General features: G+C 65.1%; 16 protein-coding genes. 12 read left to right on the top strand and 4 right to left on the bottom strand.

The window, feature by feature from the left end:
- Window positions 1–106 precede the first annotated feature (106 nt).
- Together BMY22_RS23825 and BMY22_RS23820 are read right to left on the bottom strand one after the other, a co-directional pair.
- On the bottom strand, window positions 107–355 hold the full coding sequence (locus BMY22_RS23825; protein WP_143068497.1) for a hypothetical protein: 249 nt from the start codon (window positions 353–355) through the stop codon (window positions 107–109).
- 286 nt (window positions 356–641) lie between these two features.
- Window positions 642–923 (bottom strand): hypothetical protein, encoded by a 282-nt coding sequence (locus BMY22_RS23820; RefSeq protein WP_143068496.1) that lies wholly within the window; start codon window positions 921–923, stop codon window positions 642–644.
- 216 nt (window positions 924–1,139) lie between these two features.
- On the opposite strand from BMY22_RS23820, the gene BMY22_RS14065 reads away from it, so the two are divergent.
- From BMY22_RS14065 to BMY22_RS14010, 11 genes are all read left to right on the top strand, one after another.
- Complete coding sequence (locus tag BMY22_RS14065; protein WP_090623062.1) at window positions 1,140–8,690, top strand: type I polyketide synthase; 7,551 nt, start codon at window positions 1,140–1,142, stop codon at window positions 8,688–8,690.
- An 83-nt stretch (window positions 8,691–8,773) separates the two neighbouring features.
- On the top strand, window positions 8,774–9,991 hold the full coding sequence (locus BMY22_RS14060; protein WP_090623059.1) for a type III polyketide synthase: 1,218 nt from the start codon (window positions 8,774–8,776) through the stop codon (window positions 9,989–9,991).
- A complete protein-coding gene (locus BMY22_RS14055) occupies window positions 9,988–11,217 on the top strand; it encodes a 3-oxoacyl-[acyl-carrier-protein] synthase III C-terminal domain-containing protein (RefSeq protein ID WP_090623056.1) in 1,230 nt (409 codons plus the stop codon). The genes BMY22_RS14060 and BMY22_RS14055 overlap by 4 nt, the downstream gene beginning before the upstream one ends.
- Window positions 11,214–13,142: a 4'-phosphopantetheinyl transferase superfamily protein gene (locus tag BMY22_RS14050; RefSeq protein ID WP_090623054.1), complete on the top strand. Its 1,929-nt coding sequence runs from the start codon at window positions 11,214–11,216 to the stop codon at window positions 13,140–13,142. Before BMY22_RS14055 ends, BMY22_RS14050 begins: the two co-directional genes overlap by 4 nt.
- A 110-nt stretch (window positions 13,143–13,252) precedes the next feature.
- Window positions 13,253–14,005 (top strand): ABC transporter ATP-binding protein, encoded by a 753-nt coding sequence (locus BMY22_RS14045; RefSeq protein ID WP_090623052.1) that lies wholly within the window; start codon window positions 13,253–13,255, stop codon window positions 14,003–14,005.
- Window positions 14,002–15,252, top strand: coding sequence for an ABC transporter permease (locus tag BMY22_RS14040; protein ID WP_090623050.1), 1,251 nt, complete (start codon window positions 14,002–14,004; stop codon window positions 15,250–15,252). Before BMY22_RS14045 ends, BMY22_RS14040 begins: the two co-directional genes overlap by 4 nt.
- Window positions 15,253–15,293: 41 nt before the next feature.
- Window positions 15,294–16,307 (top strand): outer membrane lipoprotein-sorting protein, encoded by a 1,014-nt coding sequence (locus BMY22_RS14035; RefSeq protein WP_090623048.1) that lies wholly within the window; start codon window positions 15,294–15,296, stop codon window positions 16,305–16,307.
- Between the two features lie 163 nt (window positions 16,308–16,470).
- Entirely contained in the window at window positions 16,471–17,709 is a 1,239-nt protein-coding gene (locus BMY22_RS14025; RefSeq protein WP_244158872.1) for a hypothetical protein, read from the top strand.
- A gap of 78 nt (window positions 17,710–17,787) precedes the next feature.
- Window positions 17,788–19,143, top strand: coding sequence for a glycosyltransferase family 4 protein (locus BMY22_RS14020; protein WP_090623044.1), 1,356 nt, complete (start codon window positions 17,788–17,790; stop codon window positions 19,141–19,143).
- A gap of 78 nt (window positions 19,144–19,221) precedes the next feature.
- A complete protein-coding gene (locus BMY22_RS14015; RefSeq protein ID WP_090623042.1) occupies window positions 19,222–20,586 on the top strand; it encodes an ACP S-malonyltransferase in 1,365 nt (454 codons plus the stop codon).
- Between the two features lies 1 nt (window position 20,587).
- Window positions 20,588–21,070, top strand: a complete 483-nt coding sequence (locus tag BMY22_RS14010) for a DUF2147 domain-containing protein (protein ID WP_244158871.1) — start codon at window positions 20,588–20,590, stop codon at window positions 21,068–21,070.
- Between the two features lie 12 nt (window positions 21,071–21,082).
- Here BMY22_RS14010 and BMY22_RS14005 read toward each other — a convergent pair whose 3' ends face one another.
- Window positions 21,083–21,742 (bottom strand): class I SAM-dependent methyltransferase, encoded by a 660-nt coding sequence (locus tag BMY22_RS14005; protein WP_090623040.1) that lies wholly within the window; start codon window positions 21,740–21,742, stop codon window positions 21,083–21,085.
- Between the two features lie 142 nt (window positions 21,743–21,884).
- Window positions 21,885–22,292 (bottom strand): VOC family protein, encoded by a 408-nt coding sequence (locus tag BMY22_RS14000; protein WP_090623038.1) that lies wholly within the window; start codon window positions 22,290–22,292, stop codon window positions 21,885–21,887.
- Window positions 22,293–22,454: 162 nt separating this feature from the next.
- Between BMY22_RS14000 and BMY22_RS13995 the strand changes: the two genes are divergently transcribed.
- On the top strand, window positions 22,455–22,638 hold a 184-nt coding region (locus BMY22_RS13995; protein ID WP_143068495.1), incomplete at its 3' end, for a transposase family protein.

Genomic DNA, 22,638 nt, shown 5'->3' with positions numbered 1-22,638 from the left:
TCCGGCACGGCTGGGTGACGATCGGTGTGTCCAATGTTCAAGCGGAGATGTCGGCGCGAAAGTGCCGGTTTCTGGCTTCAGACTCGCTCGCACAACTGTTTCCCGGTCAGGCTAAAAACTCTTTATAAACAATGAGATGGCATTTTGATTTTATTTTCTGCCAATGTTTCAGAAGGCTTGTGTTCTGCTGGAGGGAGTGGTTTGTTTTTGCTGGTCTCCTCCTTCTGAAGTGGTGTTGTTGCCATTCGATGAGTTTGTATATGCGCTGCTGGCTATTTTGAATGATGGTTGTTTTGGATGTTGCTGGCGGTTTGCTAGTGGTGCTCTTTTGTCGTTGGTTCTTTGAGTTGTTCATGTTGTATGTTGCATTGCACGATGGATTGGCTTTAAAGTTTTTTCAGTGCCTTTCGGTTGATTTTTATCGATCTTGATCGTTTGCTCCGGCAGAAAGTGTCGATTTTTATATGCATGTCGCGGTATGTCCATGCAAAGTCTTTGTGGGATTTCATGCGATCAATGTGTTTATAAAAAATAAATTGAAATCATACGGATATGTTTTTTCTTTCGGCCAGGTCTAGAGGCCTGAGCCTCCTTCGGAAGGCTGTCGAGTAGTCTCTTTTGTCGACTCAGGGTTTGATTTTTCATGCCTTTCTGGCTTTCGCCCGAGTGCGCTTGGCATGTGGCAAGCCAGCAAGGTCTCGAGTCTGTTGTTTGGTGCCTTGCAACAAAATAGGAGTATTCGGTTTGGCATTGCCGGGTACAGGTTGGTGGCAAAATGATTCTGCCGATTTGTGCGAATTCGTTTTGGATTCGGGATTCACTTTCCCATTTGGTCCGGAAGAATTACCGGAAATCCAGAGTACGCTTTGTTTCGCAAGCACCAATAAAACCAAGCATGTTGATGTCGCAAGATTGATGGCCATGAGCCAGTTTCATCGCAGGGGTGTGACACGAATTCCCCCCGTGTCCAGTGATGGTTCGGCAGGCCGTTGGGTGTGATGTCAATTGAGTGGCATTTCCCGGTTGTCGTGGCAGTTTGGGCATGCCAGTCGAATGCGAGCCCTGCCGTGAGCGGCTCGGACACAAGGAACAAAAGCTTGCGCTTAATCGGCGCACCTTTTTGAGAGCAGGATGATCAAATGGCTAGTCATATTGCAATAACACCCGCAGGCCACCTCGACTCCAAAATTGCAATCGCTGCCTGTCGTGCAGGGGACATCGGAATCCTCGACCTGGGTTGCCAGCACGATCCGGAAGCCACCAGGGCGGCCATCCAGGGGCTGGCCGCCAGCGCCGGGCCGAATGCCCAGTGGGGCATCCGTTGGGATACGCTCGGCTCCGCCCAGCGGGGCCTCGAGCAACTCGCCGAATTCATCCCTCATCGCGTGCCGATTCTGGTGCTGGCCGGACTCAAGCCGGACGACTTGGTATTCACCGGGATGCAGCCCAAGGAGCTGGCCGCGCTGAAGAAGAAGATCAAGCGCCTGGCCCGCAAGATCTTCGTCGAGGTCTGGGACCTGCCCTCGGCGCTGGCCGCCGAGGCCTCCGGCTGCGACGGGCTGATCCTCAAGGGGCATGAGTCCGGTGGCTGGGTCAGCCGCCATTCGAGCTTCATCCTCCTCCAGGAACTGCATGGCCGGGTCAACATCCCCTACTGGGTGCAGGGTGGCATGGGCACCCACACCGCGGCTGCCGCGGTGCTTGCCGGAGCCACCGGCGTGGTGCTCTGCGAGCAGCTCTGGCTGGCCGACGAAAGCCCTTTCGTCGGCACCCCGCAGGCCCGCGCCTGGGCCGCGCTGGACGGCAGCGAAACCGTGCTGATCGGCCCGGAACAGCGCTCGTTCCGTCTGTTCGGCCGCGGTGCCCGCGAACGACTCGATGAGCTCGAGCAGGCGGTGATCAAGGACGAACCCTGGGAAGAGCTGCTGCTCCAGTCCCTCGCGCAGACGGATGCCCCGCTGGTGCCGATCGGCGAGGACGTCGCCCTGGCTGCCGCCCTGGCGCGCCGCCACGGCACCGTCGGACGCATTCTCGCCGCCGTTTCGGCCTGCACCGAGCGGGCCCTGCGCGAGGCTCGCGCGCAGCAGGCGCTGGGGCCGGATTCCCCGCTGGCGCAGCTGCATGGCACCCGCTATCCGATCGTCCAGGGCCCGATGACCCGGGTCAGTGACGTGGACGGCTTCGCCAAGGCCGTGGCCGACGGCGGCGGCCTGCCGTTCATTGCCCTGTCGGTGATGCGTCAGGATCAGGTGCAGACCCTGCTGACCAAGACCAAGGAACTGCTCGGCGACCAGCCCTGGGGGGTCGGCATCCTCGGCTTCATGCCGCTGGAGCTGCGTCAGGCCCAGCTCGAGGTGGTCCGCCAGGTCAAGCCGCGGTTCGCGCTGATCGCCGGCGGGCGCCCCGGCCAGGCCCGCGAGCTGGAGGCTATCGGCATCAGCACCTACCTGCACGTGCCCTCGCCCGGCCTGCTCAAGGGCTTCATCAAGGACGGTGCGCGCAAATTCATCTTCGAGGGTGGCGAGTGCGGCGGCCATACCGGCCCGCTGAGCAGCTTCATCCTCTGGGAGTCGGCCATCGAGACCCTGACCTCGGTCGAGATCGCCGATCCCGAGTCGATCCAGGTCCTGTTCGCCGGCGGCATCCACGACGAGCTATCGGCGGCGATGGTCTCCGCCCTGGCGGCGCCGCTGGTCGAGCGCGGCATGAAGATCGGCGTGATCATGGGCACCGCCTACCTCTTCACCCACGAGATCGTCAACAGCGGCGCGATCCTGCCGGAGTTCCAGTCCCAGGCCATCGCCTGCAAGGAAACCACTCTGCTGCAATCGGGCAAGGGCATGTACACCCGTTGCGCGGTGACGCCCTTCTGCGAAGAGTTCAACCGCACCCGCCGCGACATGCTGCTCGCCCTGGAGAGCCCGGAGAAGGTTCTCAAGGTGCTGGAACTGTTCAATATCGGTCGCCTGCGCATGGCCTCCAAGGGCATCAGCCAGAACCCCGACCGTTCGGCCGCTTCCCGCTACGTGCAGATTCCCATCGAAGACCAGCGTCGCGAGGGCATGTACATGCTTGGCGAGGTCGCCCGCCTGCGTTCGCGGGTGCTGAGCATCGCCGAGCTGCATAGCGCGGTGTCGGCGGGCTGCGGCGGGGTGCTGGCCCAGGCCGAGCAGTGCCTGCCGCGCAAGCGCGCCGCCAAGCGCGTGGCTGCGGAAAGCGATATCGCCATTGTCGGCATGGCCGGCCTGCTGCCCGGCGCCAGCGATCTGCGCACCTACTGGCAGAACATCCTCCACCGGGTCAATGCGATCCGCGAGGTGAGCGAGGAGCGCTGGCGCCCCGAGGACTTCTTCGATCCCAAGCGTGGCACCCCCGACAAGGTGTACTCGAAGTGGGGCGGCTTCATGGACGACATCCAGTTCGATCCGTCGCTCTACGGCATTCCGCCGGCCAGCCTGAGGTCGATCGAGCCGGTGCAGCTGCTCGCCCTCGACGTGGTACGCCATGCCCTGGCCGACGCCGGCTTCGACCGTCGCTCCTTCGCCAACGACCGTACCGCGACCATCTTCGCCGCCGGCGGGATGAACGAGCTGGGCTGCGACTACATCTTCCGCGGCCTGCTCTCCCATTACCTGCCGCGGGTGGAAGGTCTGCCCGAGGCCACCGCCAAGCAGCTGATGGAGGCGCTCTACGAGCAGGACCTGCCCAAGTGGACCGAGGATTCCTTCCCCGGCATCCTGGAAAACGTCATCGCCGGACGGATCGCCAACCGCTTCGACCTGCGCGGTACCAACTTCGTCGTCGACGCGGCCTGCGCCTCGTCGCTGGCGGCCCTCGATGCGGGTATCCGCCAGCTGCGCAGCCACGATGCCGACGTCGCGGTGGTCGGCGCGATCGACGCCACCAACAATCCCATCGGCTACCTGTGTTTCGCCCAGACCCATGCCCTGTCACCACGCGGCCGCAGTCGTCCGTTCGACGACAGCGCCGACGGCATCGCCCTGGGCGAGGGTGTGGTGTCCCTGGTGCTCAAGCGCCTGGGCGACGCCGAGCGCGACGGCGACCGCATCTATTCGGTGATCAAGGGCATCGGCGCCTCCAGCGACGGCCGCAACCGCAGCCTCACCGCGCCCCATCCCCAAGGTCAGGTCACCGCCCTGCAGCGCGCCTACGAGGACGCCGCCGTCGATCCGACCAGCATCGGCCTGATCGAGGCCCACGGCACCGGCACCGCGCTGGGCGACAAGTCGGAGATCGAGTCGCTGAACCTCGCCTTCGGCAAGAGCGGCATGGCCACCCAGTCCTGCGCCGTGGGCTCGGTCAAGTCGATGATCGGCCACACCAAGGTCGCCGCCGGCCTGGCGGCGATGGTGAAGACCTCGCTGGCCCTCAAGCACCGCGTGCTGCCGCCGACCATCGGCGTCGAGGTACCGAATTCGAAGGTCGACTTCGGCCGTTCGCCGTTCTTCATCAATACCGAAGCCCGTCCCTGGCTGAATGCCACGGACCATCCGCGGCGGGCCGGGGTCAGCGCTTTCGGCTTCGGCGGCACCAACTTCCATGTGGTGCTGGAGGAGTATGCTGGCGCCTATCGCGACAGCGACGCCGTCGATCTCTACCCGCGCGACGCCGAACCCTTCACCTTCCGCGGCCAGGACCGCGCGCAGGTGCGCGAACAGGTGCAGCGCCTGCTCGATGCGCTGGAGCATCCCGAGCAGGTCGACGTCGCCCAGCTCGCCTACGCGCTGCACCTGGAGGAGGGTGCGGCACGCGTCGGCGAGGGCACGCGCCTCTGCCGGCTGGCGCTGGTCGCCAGCTCGACCGTGGATCTCAAGGCCAAGCTGGAGCTGGCCTTGAAGGCACTGCAGGGCCGCGAGAGCGAAGTGAAGTACCCGCAGGGGGTGTTCTTCCGCGAGGGGCCGGAAACCGACGGCGGCGTCTGCTTCGTGTTCCCCGGGCAGGGGTCACAGCGGGTCAACATGCTGAGCGACCTGACGACCTCCCTGCCCGAACTGCACGGCCTGTTCGAGCGTGCCGACGCGCTGCTTGCCGACCGCCTGGAGCAGCCGCTGTCGCGCTATATCTATCCGGTGCCGGTGTTCAGCGACGAGGAGCGTGCCCGCCAGCAGACCGCGCTGAACGCGACCCAGGTCGCCCAGCCGGCGCTGGGAGTGGTCGACAGCGCCGCGCTCAGGGTGCTGGGCGAGTACGGGCTCAAGCCGGACTTCATCGCCGGGCACAGCTATGGCGAGTATGTTGCCCTGCATGCCGCCGGGGTGATCGGCCTGGACGACTTCATCCGCCTGTCGGAGGTCCGCGGCCGGCTCGCCGGCGAGGCCGGCCGGCGCAATCCGGGGGCGATGGCGGCGATCGACGCCGACGAGGCCCGCGTCCGCGCGCTGATCGAGCAGCACGGCCTGAACGTCACCCTGGCCAACCTCAACGCTGCCGACCAGACCATCGTCGCCGGTTCGGTGGAGGCCATCGAGGCTGCGGTCAAGGTGCTGGGCAACGAGTCGCTGCGGGTCAAGGTGCTGCCGGTCAGCGCTGCCTTCCACTCGCCGGCGATGGCCGGTGCGCGCGAGGGCCTGGCGGCCGAGATGGCGAAGATCGAGTTCAAGCCCGCCCAGGTGCCGGTGTTCAGCAACACCACCGGCAGCGCCTATCCGGAAGACCCCGAGGCCATGCGCGCCCTGCTGGTCGAGCACATGACCGAGCCGGTGCACTTCGTCAAGGAGATCAACCAGCTCTACGAGGCTGGCGCGCGGGTCTTCGTCGAAGCCGGTCCGGGCCTGGTGCTGACCGGGCTGGTCGACCGGATTCTCGTCGACCGCCCGCACACCGCGCTCGGCATCGAGGCGCCTGGCCGGGGTGGCTGGGTGCAGCTCGCCCACGTGTTCGGCCAGCTGTTCGCCCTCGGCCTGCCGCTGGACTTCGGCCGCTGGTTCAAGGGGCGCGGCTACGAGGCGCTGACGGTGGTGGAGGTGTTTGCCCGAGCCAAGACCAGGGCCGTGCCCGGTCCGCTGATCTGGCGTGTCAACGGCGCCCGTGCGGTGCCCTGGAATGCACCGGCCAAGGCCCGTCCGGCGATCGCCTCGGCCCAGATCGCCACCGAGCCGAAGGCGCCGGCCGCCGCACCGACTGCACTGCCGGCGGCAGCGCCGAGGCCCCAGGGGCAGACGGCCGCGAGCGTCTCGACCGTCGCCCATGTAAGTTTCGCTCGACCGGCAATAACCCCGGTCAACGTCAACCGCCAGGCGCCACAACGGAGGTACAGCATGGCAAACGACAACACGCTGCGGACGGGAGATCTCCCGGCAGAGATGGCGGCCCCATCGCTGTTGCACGCCGCACATGTCCAGGAAGTCATCGCGCAGTTCATCGCGCTGCAACGTGACCAGCAGGATACGTTGCGCCGGTTCCTCGACTTCCAGAGCAGCCTCGCAGGGGCAGACCTGGCAAGCTTCGGCGAGCCGCGCGCGACCCTGCAGGTAGTCTCCCAGGCCGGCCTGGCGCCTGCACCTGCACCGGTACTGCCGGCTCAGGTGCTGTCGCTGCACGCCGCCGCTCTGCCGGTCGGCCGTGCGCCCCAGGCCACCATCGAGGGCTCGATCCAGCGCGGCGAGGTGCCTGAGGAGGCGCCCAAGCTGTCGGTAGCCGCTTCGGCTCCGGCTGCCGCCGCACCGGCCGCCAAGGCCGTCGCTCCCGCCGGGCAGGCCTCCACCGAGGCGTTCAAGGCCGACCTGCTGCAGGCGGTTTCCGAGCGTACCGGCTATCCGGAGGACATGCTCGACCTGGACGCTCACATGGAGGCCGATCTGGGCATCGACTCGATCAAGCGCATCGAGGTCCTGAGCCAGCTCAAGGATCGTCACAACCTGATGGCGGGCCGCGACGAGGAGGCGATGTTCGAGGAGCTCACCGGCCTAAAGACCCTCAACGAGATCGTCGCCTGGTACGACAAGCTGCACAACTCCTCGACGGCCGGGGACGGAGCCCATGCCTCAAAAAAAGCACTGACTCCGCTGTCGGCATCGCCGGCTGAGACAGCGGAGTCCGTAACCGAAGTTGCGCCGGAACAAGTCGTGCACTGCTACACCGTCAAGGCCGTCGCCGCCCCGCTGGACGCGGTGGCCGGCCCGCAGCCCGCAGCCGGCCTGCCGGTACTGCTGGTGGGGGCCGACTCGGAACTGGCCACGGCCTTCCGGGCCGCCCTCGGCCAGGCCGGGCAGCCGGTGAAGCAGATCGTTCCGGGCAAGGAAAACCGCGCGTTGGGCGATGAGCGCTTCGAGTTCGATCCCGCGTCGCTGGAGTCGGTGCAGGCGCTGCGCGACCTGCTTGGCGAGGTACGGATCGGAACGCTGGTCAGTCTGCTCGGCGTGCCGACCGGGGAGGGCGAGTCCATCGCCCCGGCCAAGGTGCTGTTCCTGTTGTGCAAGGTCTTCGACCAGGACCTCAAGGCCGCCACCGGCGCCGGTGCCGGCTGGCTGCTCAGCGTCACCGCGCTGGACGGTCGCTTCGGCCTCGAGCACTCGCGCGAGCTGCCCATCGAGTCTGCTGGCACCCTGGGCGTTGCCAAGTCGGCGTCGCGGGAGTGGGGCGACGAGGTGCACGTCAAGTGCATCGACGTCTCGCCGGCCCTGGCGGCCGATGCCGTGGTCGAGAGCGTGCTGGGCGAGTGGGCCGCGCGGGTACCTGCGCTGGAAGTCGGCTACGGCCCAAAAGGGCGCTGCCAGCTGGAGCTGGGTCTGCAGGCACCCCAGGCCGCAGCGGGCCTGCCGGCCCTGGAAGAAGGCGCCGTGGTACTGATCACCGGCGGTGCCGGGGGTATCACCGCGGAGATCGCCAGCGCCCTGGGCCGGGAGTATCGACCGCAGTTGGTGCTGCTGGGACGCAGTCCGCTGCCGGAGGAGGAGGCCGAGGACACCCGCGGCATCGCCGATCCGGCGAAGCTCAAGCAGGTGCTGATCGGCAAGCTGCGCGGCGAGGGGGGCACGAAGCTGAAGCCGGCCGAGGTGGACCGGGTCTTCAAGCGCCTGCTCAAGGATCGCGAGATCCGCGACAACCTCGCGCGGCTCGAGGCGACCGGCGCGAAGGTCGAGTACCACGCGGTGGATGTGCGCGACGGCGAGGCCTTCGGACGGCTGATCGACGGGATCTATGCGAAATGGGGGCGTATCGACGGCGTCCTGCACGGCGCCGGGGTCATCGACGACAAGCTGATCCGCGACAAGACCCTGGAGTCCTTCTCCTCGGTGTACGACACCAAGGTCGCCGGTGCCCGGGTGCTGGCCAGCCGGTTGCGTCCGGAAGGGCTGAAGTTCGTGCTGTTCTTCTCCTCCATCGCCGGCCGTTTCGGCAATGCGGGGCAGACCGACTACAGCGCGGCCAACGAGGTGCTCAACAAGCTGGCCGACAGCCTCGGCCATCGCTGGCCCGGAGTGCATGCGCTGGCCATCGACTGGGGTCCCTGGAAGTCCGGCATGGTCGGGGACCAGATGCTCAGGTTCTACGCCGAACGCAACATCCATCCCATTCCGCTGGATGTCGGTACCCGTCACTGCCTGGAGCAACTCCGGCGGGGCAACAGTGGCGAAACGGAGCTGGTAATCACGGCGAGCCTCGAGCAGATCCTCGAGCAGATGCAGCCGCGCAAGCGGCGTGATCAAGACCAAGACCGTCAAGCTTAGGCAGGATAGCCCCCTCTGGTCTTTCCCGCGCCTGTGGGCGCGGGACCGCTGTAGAGGCGCCGCTTAGTCAAGGAGGAAATACCATGAGTAGTCCCCATAATGCAGTGCTCAGCGGGTTCACCCCCGTACAGCTGGCCAAGCCTGTTCCCCAGGCCCTGACCTTGGAGTTGTCCGCCTACGCGTTCGCCCGCGCCTATTGCATCAACAACGGCATCGGCGACGACGAAGCAAGCTTCGCCCAGGTTTACAAGACGGTGAAGGAGAAGTTCGACAAGTACGCCCTGTCGTCTTCGCAGATCAAGCGGCGTCAGCTGATCTTCTTTCCGAAGGTCTCCGATATCCGTTTCTCCAACGGCAACGTCGACATCGCTCCGCCCGAGCATCCCTACCTGCGGCTGTTCGACATGATCAACGACCCGCGCGGGGCGGATCTCAAGGTCCGTCACGAGAGCTACGCCAAGGTCGTCGACCAGGGTCTGGAGCTGATGTTCAAGGATACCGCCGAGGCGCCCGACGATCTCATCCACGTGACCTGCTCGGGCTATCTGTCGCCGAGTCCGGTCGAGCGGATGGCGGCGCAGCGCGGCTGGTTCGAGACCACGGTGACCCACAGCTACCACATGGGCTGCTACGGCGCCTTCCCGGCGATCAAGATGGCCCACGGCATGCTCTCCTCGTCGCACTTCGGCATCACCCCGATCAAGGACCGGGTCGACATCGTGCACACCGAGCTGCTCTCGGCGCATAACAACATCGTCGATGCGCGGGCGGAAAACATCATCACCATGACCCTGTTCGCCGACGGGTTGATCAAGTACTCGGTGTTTTCCGAGGAGGAGCTGCGCCGGCAGGGACTGCACGGCCTGCGGGTCCTGGCGATCAACGAACACCTGCTGCCCGACTCCGCCGACGAGATGACCTGGATTCCGGGTTCGCACCAGTTCCTGATGACCCTCACACCGATGGTGCCGGTGGTCATCAAGCGCCATGTCCGTGCCTTCGTGATGAACCTGCTGCAGCGTGCCGGCATCGACTTCGAGCGGCAAAAGCGCGAGCTGGTCTTCGCCATCCACCCGGGCGGGCCGAAGATCGTCGAGCACATCCAGGAGGATCTGGGACTGGCCGACGATCAGGTGGCGATCAGCAAGAGCGTGTTCCTGGAGAACGGCAACATGTCCTCTGCCACCGTTCCCCACATTCTCAAACAGGTTCTCGAAGAGGTGGATATCGGCACGCGCGTTGTGTGCCTTGGTTTCGGTCCCGGACTGACTGTCACCGGAATGGTGCTGGAGAAAATATGAACGACATGGTTTATCCCAACAGTGCAGTTCTGAGCAGCTTCATGCCGGTCCAGATGGCCAAGCCGGTACCCCAGCGGATCACGCTCGAACTGACGGCCTACGCCTTCGCCAAGGCCCACTGTCTGAGCAACGACATCAGCGACGAGGAAGGCTTTCTCGAGGTCTACAAGACGGTGAAGGAGAAGTTCGACAAGTACGCCGTATCGCCTGCGCAGATCAAGCAGCGGCAGCTGGTCTACTTTCCGAAGCTGACCGATATCCGTTTCGGCGAGGGTAATTTCGATGTCGCCGATCCCGAGCCTGGGGAGGAGCATCTGCGGCTGTTCGACATCAAGAACGATCCGCGTGGAGCGGACCTCAAGACGCGCCACGAAAGTTTCGCCAAGGTCGTCGAGGAGGGCGTCGAGCGGATGTATGCGGCCGATGCCACGCCGCCCGACGACCTCATTCATGTGACCTGCACCGGCTATCTGTCGCCGAGTCCCGTCGAGCACGTGGTGTCCAGGCGCAAATGGTTCGAGACCACGGTGACCCACTGCTACACCATGGGCTGCTACGGCGCCTTCCCGGCGATCAAGATGGCCCATGGCATGCTCGCTTCGGCGCAGTGGGGGGCCACTCCGCCGAAGACCCGGGTGGACATCGTGCATACCGAGCTGATGTCCGCGCACCACAATATCGCCGAGTCGCGGGCGGACAACATCATCTCGGCGACCCTGTTCTCCGACGGGCTGATCAAGTACTCGGTCTATTCCGAGGACGAGCTGCGCCGACAGGGCCTGCGCGGCCTGCGCATCCTGGCGATGAGCGAGCACCTGCTGCCGGACTCGACCGACACCATGACCGGGGTGCCTGGTTCGCACCAGTACGTCATGACCCTCTCGCCCTTGGTGCCGGTGATCATCAAGCGCCATGTAAGGGCCTTCGTGGTGGACCTGCTGCGGCGCGCCGGCATGGACTTCGAGCGCGAGAAGGACGCCATGAGCTTCGCCGTCCATCCGGGCGGGCCGAAGATCGTCGAGCATGTCCAGGAGGAGCTGGGCCTGTCCGACGATCAGGTGGCGATCAGCAAGAGCGTTTTCTTCGAGCACGGCAACATGTCTTCCTCGACGATCCCGCACATTCTCATGCGGCATCTGGAGGAGGCCACTGTTGGTACTCGTATCGTGTGCCTCGGCTTCGGGCCGGGGTTGACCATCACCGGCCTGGTTTTGGAGAAGATATGAGCAGCGCAACCCTTTCCCATCTGGTACTCGATGGCAACAGCGACATGCCTCTGATCGCCCGCGTCTACGAGGTGGAGTCCGCCGAGGAGCTGCGGGACGAGGAGCCGGCCGAGGAAACCGCGGCGATCGTCGCGGTGGTGCAAGCCGGACCACGGGCGTTGGCCGACGGTGCAGTATCTCCGCCGGCCGAGTCGTGCCAAGCCCGCGAGCCGGCACCCCGGCCCGAGCCCGGACCGGCCGCCGAGCCTCTGGAGGAGGGCAGTCTGCCCTTCATCGGTCAGGTACTGGCCTATGCCCCTGGCGAGTCGCTGACGATCCGGCGCAGGCTGCATCTGGACGAGGACCTGTATCTTGCCGACCACGCCTTCGTCCACGCCCCCGGGGTCAAGCCGGTCTCCGCCTGCATGCCCGTGCTGCCGCTGACCATGAGCCTGGAGGTGATGGCCGAGGCGGCGGCCTGTCTGGCGCCCGGCCTGGGACTGATCGGTTTCGAGGACGTCAAGGCCACCCGCTGGATCGAGGTGTCCGACCGCGACAGCGAGGTGCTGAACATCACCGCCCGGGTGCAGGAGGTCGACGCCGACGGCCAGGTCTGGCGCATTGCCGTGGCGATCCAGCTCGAGGGGCAGGAGATGCCCTCGACCACCGCGACCGTGCTGTTCTCCAGCGCCTACCGGGTCGATCTCGACCTGGCCTTCGGCAACTTCAGCAACCCCTACCGTCTGCCCCTGACCGGCGAGGATATCTACCGGGAACGCCATATGTTCCACGGGCCGTGCTTCCATTGCCTGACCGGCGAAATCATCATTGCCGACGAGGGGGCGGTGACGGACCTGGTGACCCGGCTGCCGACCGAGCTGTTCCGGTCGATCGACCAGCCCCAGCTGCTGATCGATCCGGCCCTGTTCGACGGAATCGGCCAGTTCATCGGCGTATGGGCGATGCAGCATGACCGCTATGTGCTGCCGATCGGCTTCGGCAAGCTCGAGCTGTACCGTTCGACGCCGCCGGCCGGCACGCGGGCGCCGATCCGCATCGAGATCGTCCGCGACGAGGCGATGACCATGTACGCCAACGTGGAAATCCAGGACGGTTCCGGTGGGGTCTGGCTGCGCGTCCGGGAGTGGGGGAGCATCAAGTTCCGCAATCAGCCCCAGGTGCTCGACTTCCGTCGCCAGCCGACTCGGCACCTGCTGAGCCGTCCCCTCGACCTGCCGTCGCTGGCGCAGGGTGCGCTGTGCTGTTTGATTACCAAGGCTGACACCCAGGGTTTCGACGCCCTGCTACTGGCGCGCCACTACCTGCATCTGGACGAGATGGCGGACTTCACTGCCAAGGCCGGCGTCCCGCCGCGCCAGCAGCAGTGGCAGCTCGGTCGGGTAGCGGCGAAGGACGCGGTACGCGCCTGGCTCGCCGCGCGCAGCGAGGCGCCGGACATGCTGCACCCGGCGGCTTTCGCCATCGACCGCGAGGCGACTGGCCAGCCGCTGGTGGCGGCGCTGGAGGGCCACTCGCGACTGCCGAGGATCAGCATCGCGCATTGCGAGGACCGCGCGGTGGCGATTGCCTGCGAGCAGCCGGTAGGCATCGACATCGAGCAGATCCGCCCGCGCGATGCCGGCTTCCTCGGCAGCTTCAGCACGACCGGCGAGCGCGAGCTGCTGGACGATCTGGCGGCGGAGGGCACGGTGCGGGACGAGTGGATCACCCGCCTGTGGTCCGCCAAGGAGGCCGCCGGCAAGCTGCTCGGCACCGGCCTGGACGGAGCCCCGCAGCGTTTCGAAGCGATCGCCATCGACGGCGGCGGAAACTTCATCATCCAGGTCCAGGGCAGCGACCGGCTGATCGGCGTGCACAGCGTTCGCGACGGCAATTTCGTCATCGCCTACGCCGCCGCCGAGACGGCGGGCGTGTCCGGCCGATAACCGGCGCAGCGTCCGGGGCCACGCGGCAGTCGTCGTGGCCCGGACGCGCCCAGGTTTCGCGGATTGCTGGGAATTTCAAGGGCATTGGACGCATCAGGAAAACCCCGACCATGAACACCATTACCTCGATCGGAACGGCCCCGCTCATCGAGCTGCGCCGGGCCACCAAGCACTACCAGATTGGCGAAAATCCGGTGATCGCCCTCAAGGGCATCGACCTCATCATCCAGACGCGCGAGTTCGTCGCGATCTGGGGGCCGTCCGGGTCAGGCAAGTCGACCCTGTGCAACCTCATCGGGATGCTCGACTCGCCCACCACGGGCTCGGTGCTGATCGACGGCCAGGAGGTCAACGACCTGTCGGACAATGCGCGCAGCGAGCTGCGCAACCGGATGATCGGTTTCGTCTTCCAGAACTTCAACCTGGTGCCGGTGCTCTCGGCGCTGGAGAACGTCATGCTGCCGCTGCAGATCGCCGGGGCCTCGTCCTCGGTCGCCCGCCAGCGGGCGCTGGAGCGGCTGGCCGAGGTGGGCCTCGAGAAGCATGTCGCCCACCGTCCGGCCAAGCTCTCCGGCGGCCAGCAGCAGAGGGTCGCCATCGCCCGGGCACTGGTCACCGACCCGGCCCTGGTGATCGCCGACGAGCCCACCGCCAACCTCGACTCGGGCAACGCCCGGCGGATCATCGAGCTGATGCTGAACATCAACGCCAGCCACGGCACCGCCTTCGTCTTCTCCACCCATGACCAGCGTCTGCTGGAGAGCGTCAAGCGCCGCGTCCTGATGCAGGACGGCGAGATCGGCAGCGACAGTCAGCCGGAGCGCCCGGCCGCCCAGACCCGCATTGCAGGGAGCCGCCCATGATCACCTGGTTCAAGCTCGCCACGCGCAACCTGTTCCGCAACGGCCGCCGCTCGCTGTTCACCGTGATGGCGATCGGTCTCGGCTTCGCTGCGGTCAACGCCCTGGGTGGTTTCACCGCTTATATCTTCACCAGCCTGGAGGATTCCTACATCCACATCCAGGGCAACGGCCACATGTCGATCTTCAAGAAGGGCTTCCTCGAAGAGGGCAAGCTCGATCCGACGCGCTACCTGCTCAACGAGGAGGATGTGCGGGTGATCGACGAGGTCCTGCAGGCCCATCCGGAGATCCGCATTTCCACCCCGGAGCTGAACATTTCCGGCTTGGTCAGCAACGGCGAGGTGTCGACCATCTTCCTCGCCAGCGGACGGGTGGCGTCCAAGGTCGATGTCATCCGCAGCCACTCGCGAACCAAGGTGGGCAACATGCGGTTGTTCGACGGCGACCCCATGACCGACGACAAGCCCAACGGCCTGGGCATGAGCCAAGGGCTGGCCGACCAGCTCCGCTTCAAGCAGGGCGATACCGTGGTGGTGATGGCGCCGACCGTGAGCGGGCAGATCAATGCCCTCGACGGGCAGATGCTGCAGACCTTCAGCTCGCCAGTCGAGGCCCTGGAGGACAAGCTGATGCTGGTCAGCCTGGAGTTCGCCCAGAACCTCTACGACACCACTAGCGTCGACCGGATCAACGTCCTACTCAATGACGGCCTGCTCACCCAGCCGATGCGCGCGACCCTGCAGAGCGAGCTGGCCGCCCATGGCCTGGATGTCGAGATCAAGACCTGGAACGAGCTGTCGACCTTCTACACCAAGGTCAAGAACATGTTCGACGTGATCTTCCTGTTCGCCTTCCTGATCGTCTTCACTATCGTGGTAATGAGTGTGGTCAACACCGTAGGCATGGCGATCATGGAGCGTACCCGGGAGATCGGCACGCTGCGCGCCCTTGGCGTGAAGCGCCGTGGCATCGTTGGGCTGTTCGCCCTGGAAAGCATGCTGCTTGGCCTGATCGGCTCGCTGGTCGGGGTGCTGCTCACCCTTGCCGTGTGGTCGAGCATCGCCACCTTTGAGCCGACCTGGATTCCGCCGCAGATCACCCGGCGCATTCCGCTGGAGGTCTACCTGGTGCCTAAGGAAATGCTCTGGAGTCTGCTGGCCCTGATGGTGCTTTCCCTGCTGGCGGCAAGCCTTCCGGCACGCAAGGCAGCGCGGATGGAGATCGTCGGCGCCCTGGGGCATGTGTGAACCGCAGGGGATTGTTTTTGAACCGACGGAGATTTGATGTGATGAAAGGACTTTCCCGCATTTCCGTGTTCGGTCTGGCACTACTGGTCAGTACCTTGGCCGTCGCGGAGAGTATCGAGCCGTCCGCGAAGGCTGCAGACGAAGGTAGCCGGGGTTTCTTCAGCCGGCTGTTCGGCAGCGACGATGGCGACAAGCCCGCCGAGCGGGCGAGCACTTCCCGGCTCGTGCCGGTGGAGTCGAAGGCTCCGGCGGCCCCCCAGGCCACCAGCCAGCCCCCCATCCCGCCCCCCGCGGCGAATGCGCCGGTGCGCACCGAGCCCGAGGCCAAGGCGGTGCCGCAGGTGGCCAAGGCCACCGTGCCGACGCCGATCGCCAGCTCCGGCGAAGATCCCTACCAGATCCTCAAGCGAGCCGACGAGTCGCGGGGCAACCTGCAGGGCATCGCCTGGAACGTGGCCATCGAGTCCAACGAGAAGGGCCGCACCGATAGCATGCTCTACGACATCAAGGCGCGCGGCTTCAACATCTCGGGGCTCAACATCGCGCCGCCCAAGTCCAAGGGGCAGAAGCTGCTCATGCTCGACAACAACATGTGGTTCCACAAGCCGGGCCTGAGCAAGCCGATCCCCATCTCGCTGCGCCAGAAGCTGATGGGTCAGGCCTCCTACGGCGATGTCGCCTCGACCAACTACGCCGAGGACTACGAGGCGACCCGTCTGCCCGACGAAACCGTGAATGGCGCGGACTGCTATGTGTTCGATCTGAAGGCACGCAATTCGCGGACCACCTATGATCGAATCATCTACTGGGTGGACAAGAACCGTCTGGTGGGGGTGAAGGCAGACTACTACACGTTGTCCGGCAAGCGCTTCAAGTCGGCCAACATGGAGTACGGCAGCACGGTGATGATCGATGGTAAGGAGCGGCCCTTCATCTCCGAGATCGCGATCTACGAAGAGCTGATGAGCGGCGACGTCACCACCCTGAGCATGACCAAGCCAAAACTCGCGCCGCTGCCGGATTTCATCTTCAATATCAACTTGTTCATGCAGTGAGTCTGGTATGGAGCGCTCCAGCGTGACTCGGACGTCGCGGATGGCAAGCTTGGCATTGCCTCTGCAATATGGGGCGCTCCATACTAGCCCTTTTGGGCTCAACAGCTCGTTCATGGTAGTCAACGCAGTATGGACAACTTCGGATATGGCAGGGATAGCAGAGATGGCAAGGATGTCGCATCGTTTGGGATTGGTATTGCCTCTGGCGGGCATGGCAATCCAGGTGGGACTGGTGGGTGCGGCCGAGCTTCCCGAGCTGGCCGAGGGGCAGATGAGCCTGGCCGATGAGCTGGCAAGCGGTTTCTACTCACGTTTCAACCTGATGGCCTACACCCTCGTTCAGGAGGCGGAGGAGTCGACCATCAACAATGACAACGCCGCCGAAATCCCGCGCTACCAGTGGGTACTCAACCCACGGGCGGACCTGAACCTGAACTTTCGCAACTGGGAGTTCGCCCTCAAGCCGCGTTACAACAAGACGTGGGAGAGTTGGAAGGATGGTCCGCGCGATGGCGAGCACGCCGAAAGCTCGGACCTGTACCTCAACGAGGGCTGGGTGCGTTACCGGCCCTTCGACGAGCTGACCCTGTCCTACGGGCGAGAGAACCTCCAGTGGGGACCGTCGGTGATCCTCTCGCTGTCCAACCCCTTCACCCGCGACAACGGGCGCAACAACCCGCGCGTCGAGGTTCCCGGGTTGGATTATTACCGGGCGATCTGGATTCCCAACGGAACCTGGGCGCTCTCGGCGATCGCCAACACCAGTGCGGGCCGATCGGACAGCGCCGTGGTCACAGGTCAGCCCACCCTGGCGGGCAGCCCGCTATCGGCGGGGGATCATTTCGAGAAGATCTACGCGGTCAAGCTCGACTATACCGGCTCCTCGGGCTACGCCTCGATCATTCATTCCTATCGCGAGAGCGATCAGCACCAGACCGGCTTCTTCGCCGGTTGGAACGCCTCGGATGCCTTGTTGCTTTATACCGAGGGCAATGTCAAATACGAGGACAAGGCCGGCTATCAGGTCGGTGCTTCCTACACTCTCGAAATCGGGCCGACGGTCAACGTCGAGTACCTGCGCGACAACAATGGTTGCGATAAGCATGCCATCATTGATTGCTACCTGAGCGGTCAGGTAGACAGCCGGAGCGTTCTCTACCGGAAGCGATATGCGATGATCCAGGTTACCGACAACACCTCGATCCGGGACCTCGAGTACAACATCCGTTACCTGAGGGATCTCGACGACCAGTCCCAGCGTTTCACCGGCATCCTCGAATACGATTTGACCAACCACATTCAGGCTTATTTCACAGGAAACATATTCACCGGCGGCAACGACGACGAGTTCGGGACACTGTTGCGCTACTCGGTGTTTACCGGCGTCAGCTATACCTTCTGAGCGTTCACTGAACGAGGGAGCGGGGGCGTCGAATCCAACAGGGGACGCTCGCCGCCATCCCGATGGACCGGAGGCAAAATGAGCAAGCCGACTTTTGCATTCGTCACCCTTGGCAGTGGGTCCTACCTGGGCTCCACGGTTCGTGACCTGACTCTCGCCAATATCCTCCACCGACGCGGTTACAAGGTGCTGGTCTACTGGATGATGGAGTGGAATCCCGAGCTTGCCGATCCGGGGATCGAACATCGGCTGCTCTGCCACGGCACGCGCTACCAGTTCCGGCGGCCCTCGGCGTTCATGGATCAGGTGGTCGGTTCGGCCGCCTTTCTGCTCCCGTTGAAGCTGCGGGTGCGCGTCACTCAGGGCATCAACGGCTTCGTCGATCGCATGCTCACCCACCTCATCTGTTCGCTGCATGCGACGTCGGACTCCGATGCCGGTCTGGTCCGGCGCCTGCGCCGCTTCATTGCCAAAGATGGGGTCAGCCATCTGATGATGAGCTTCGCTTCCCTCGGCATGCTCGCCCTGGCGGCCAAGCGCCAGGGCGGACTCGATTTCGACTACTCGCTGACCTTTCAGGGCGACGAGCAGTTCGCCGACTACGCGCGGCGGGGTGGCCTGTTCGAGACCTACCGCAGTCGTCTCAACGAGGCCGTGGCCGGCTCGCGCTGGCCGGCCCTGCTGGTCAGCCACGACTACCTCGAGCGGGTCGCCGGCGAGCTGAAAGTTCCCCGGGGGCGCATGAGTGTGCTCTACAACGGCATCGAACTACCCGCCCCCTCGGCCCGGCCGCCGCGGGCGCGGCTCCGGAAACTCTTCCCCGGATTACGGGAGGACACCCCCATCGTCACCTACTTCGGCCGCCAGGAGGCCGAGAAGGGTATCGACCTGCTGCTCTATGCCGGACGGCTGCTGAAGGCGCGTGGTGTCCAGCTGCAGCTGGTGGTCTGCGGCGCTACCGCCAAGGGCGAATCCTGCAAGAAGGTCATCGCCGATCTCGCCGACCATCTCGGCTTGCCGATACATCAGGCTGGGGCCGTTCCCGGTGAGATCCGCGACACGCTGTTCGCCCACAGCCACTGCGTAGTCTATCCCTCGGTGAATCGGGAGGCCTTCGGCCTGGTGGTGGCCGAGGCAATGAGCCATGGCACGCCGGTGCTGGTGCCCGACTACGGTGGCGTCACCGAGGTGATGCGTGACGGCGACCGGGCCGGTGGTCTGACCTTCGGCGCCTGGGACAGCGGCGACCTCGCCCGGCAGCTGGAGACCCTGCTGACGAATGCGACACTCCACCGCGAGCTGGCAGGGAATGCCCGCCCGTTGGCGGAGCGCTTCACGGCCGATCACATGACCGACCGTGTGCTGCAGCACTTGGGGATTACCGACCGGACGGAGCGTCCGGTGCCGGATGGCACCATTTCCCGGGTGGCGTGACGAGCGCGGGAGAGCCCGCGGTTTTGTCGGTCCGGGCAGTGATGCCCGGATCCATCGATCCATACAGGGAGTTTTTCCATGAGCCAAGTTTCCAGTCCCAGCATCATGTTCGTGTTTCCCGGGCAAGGCTCGCAGTACGTCGGCATGGGAAGCGACATCCACCGGCAATTCTCCAGCGTTCGCGAAGTATATGGACGTGCCAGTCAGGCGATGGGCTTCGACGTGGCCGAGCTGTCCTTCCAGGGGCCGGAAGAGCGGCTCAACGGCACCGAATTCACCCAGATCGCGCTGCTCACCCATTCCGTCGCCTGCCTTGCGGCCTTTCGCGAGCTGACCGGCGGAGCATGGGCACCGAGCGTGCTGGCCGGACACAGCCTGGGCGAGTATTCCGCGCTGGTCGCCGCCGGTGCCTTGCAGTTCGAGGATGCGCTGCGGCTGATCCGTATGCGCGGCCGGCTGATGTCGGAGTTCGGTCGCGGGCAGATGGTCGCCTTCCGTCTCGACCTCGAGTCCATCAAGCCGCTCGCCGAGGCGCGCTACTGCGGCATCGGTGGCTGCAACCTGCCCGACCAGACCGTGGTCTGCGGCTTCGAGAGGGATCTGGAGGCGCTTATGGAGGACGTCGTCGCCCGCTTCGGCAGGGCCAAGGCCGGGCGCCATCTGAAGACCGAGGGTGCCTACCATACCTACCTGATGATCGGTGCCGCGGAGCGCTACCGTCCCTACCTCGACGGCGTCACCCTGAGTGCCCCGGCGGTGAAGGTCCTCTCCAACTATACCGGCGACTATCACGCCAGCGACCCGGAGCAGGTGCGCGCTGCGCTGTTCTTCCAGATGTTCCACCCAGTGAAGTGGATGAGCGGCCTGCGGCGGGCGATCGACGACGGGGTGAATCTGGTCGTCGAATTCGGCGGCGGCATCGGTCGCGACCTGCCGGGCCAAGTGCATTCCCCGGCTAGCCGCAAGCCCAACCTCGAGGGCATCATGCGCAAGGCCTACGCCAGCTCCGGTCATCGCGGCCTGTATATGCCGGCCATCAACCTGACGAGCCTGGAGCAGGCCGCGCGCACCCTGGAACTGCTGCACAGCGCTGCCTCCCCGGACCCGGTATGGGTGGACGAGCGGCACTTCTCCCTGCATCTGCCCGTGCACCAGGGCATCGCCGACGAGGACAGCGTGGGGCTGGGCATGCTGGTCCAGGAACTGGGTCTGAAGCGGGTGGTGGAGACCGAGATCGAGGAGGACGACGACAGCCTGTTGACCCTCAAGACCTATTGCGACGAGGGGATCGCGGCTGCCGAGCCTTATCTGGAGGTTCTGGTCGGCGGGGAGACCGGCGCCTTCCTGCACTATCGTGGCGAGGCCATTCGCCGCGAGCTGACCGCCTTGCGCGAGCGGCTGGAGCGCCCGCTCCCGCCCGTCCGGGCTGCCGGAGGGCGCTGAGGTGAAGGCCGCGGATGACAAATCCCAGGCAGCCATTCAGCGGTTGTGCGTTTGCTGTGCCCTGGTGATGCTGCTGGCCGCCAGCAGTGTCGCCAGCGTCACGGCGGACGATCCGCTGATCGGGCTGTGGATGATCCGCGACGACCGGACCGGCGAGCCGCGCGCGCTGGTCCGCATCGCCCGGCAGGGCGATGAATACCACGGCAGTATCGAAAAGGGTCTGCGCGGACCGAATGCCGAATCGCACTACTGCGACAAGTGCGAGGGCGAGCTTCGCGGCAGGCCGCTGCTTGGCATGACCATCCTCAGCGGGGTGAAGAGGCGGGGCGAGGCCTACGGGGGCGGGGAGATCCTCGATCCTGACAGCGGCAAGGTATACGACTGCCGCCTGACCCTGCAGGAAGACGGACGGCGGCTGCAGGTGCGGGGCTTCATCGGCACTCCGTTGCTCGGCGAGACACGCACTTGGTATCGAGTGGAGTAGGCGTAGGAGCCCTCAGATCCGTCCGGAGAACAGCGCGGCGCAGCCCACCACCTCGACCGAAACGTCGTGGAAGCGCCGATCCAGCTCGCGCTGCAGGACTTCCAGATCGTCGGCCCGGTTGGCAAAGATTCCCTTGCGGTTGTACGCGGCCATCAGCCCCCGCGCCAGGATGCTGCGCGGGACGCCTCCCTGCAGCAGGGTGGCGCCGAAGATTACGGCACCGGGGTTCATCAGCGCCTTGAGGTGATCGAAGACCATGGCCTTCTCGGCGAGGGAGCCCGGCAGGCAGTGCAGCAGGTAATTGAGGCCGACCGAATCGAATCGACCGCCCTTTAGGGCGATCGGTTCCAGCACGTTGCGGCGGTGGGTCTGTGGCACGTAGCGGGCGATGCGCCGAGCGGCGAACGCCAGGGTATCCGGGTTCAGATCCATCAGCGCCACGCGGGGCGTATCTGCGGGGAAGCGGCAGCGGTCGAGGAAATAGCCCGTGCCCACCCCGACATCCAGGTGGTTGGCGCTGAGATTTTGCGCGTAATGCTCCTCGAGGCGGCGGGTGGGGCACTTCCAGATGAAGGGGTTGGAAACCCCGAGTACCACGAAGTCGTAGAACGCGAGCGTCCGCCGGGTGTAGACGGCCTGGCCGGCCTCGACCTGTTTCTGGGTAACCATCATGACTGCGTTGTCTCTCTTTGCTACCTGGCGAAGCCCGGGGCGTTGCCTCGGCCCGGGCAGGGCCGCGCAGTGTAACCGCCGGAGCGGGAGAGGGGGCGAGACGCAGTCAGCGCGAGAGTCTTCGCGTCGCTCAGCGAGGGGCTCAGGCGGCTGCCGGCCCCTTGAGTTCGACGACAGTGCCTTCCGGGTCGGTGAGGTAGAGGGATGGTCCCGTCCCTTCCGCGCCATAGCGCGACTCCACGGCGCCGGCCGCGATGCCGTGAGCGGCGAGTTGGCGGCGGATCAGGGCTTCGTCGAAGGGCTCGATGCGCAGGCAGAAGTGGTCGAGGTTGCGCCCCTCCTTGCCCGGTGCGGCACCGCCGGCGCTGCCCAGTTGGCCGTCGACCGGTACCAGATCGATCAGCGCGTGCCCGGCGCGTAGCTGGACCAGGCCGAGTGCCTCCTGGCGTCGCTCGACCGTGCAACCCAGCACCTCGCAGTAGAAATGCAGCATCCTGTTCAGGTCGACGACGCGCAGCACCAGATGGTCGATTCCAAGGATACGGAACATGGCGGGCCTCCAGGGGTGAGGACAGATTCTGTCCCGACAGTAGCGGGGCAGTGGCGACGCTGTCCAGGCGAAGGGGATGGTGGCCCAGGGCAATCGCGCTACATCGCTCTTGCGTTGGACGAGGATTAGCGGTAACGGACAAGACTTTTCCGAGCCCCCATCATGCTGCCCAATCCCCAGCCCTACTTCGCCAGGCTCGTCGACCCACGGCGCGAAACCCGCAACAAGCTGCACGCCCTGCAGGACATCGTCATGATCACGCTCTGCGCCACCCTGTGCGGTTATGACGACTGGGTCGGCATCGAGGACTTCGCCCACGAGAACGAAGCCTGGCTGCGCGAGTTCC

Source organism: Azotobacter beijerinckii (genome assembly GCF_900110885.1).
GTDB classification, from domain to species: domain Bacteria; phylum Pseudomonadota; class Gammaproteobacteria; order Pseudomonadales; family Pseudomonadaceae; genus Azotobacter; species Azotobacter beijerinckii.
The sequence above is the reverse complement of the archived record's forward strand: the minus strand, read 5'-3'. Positions and strand labels throughout refer to the sequence as shown.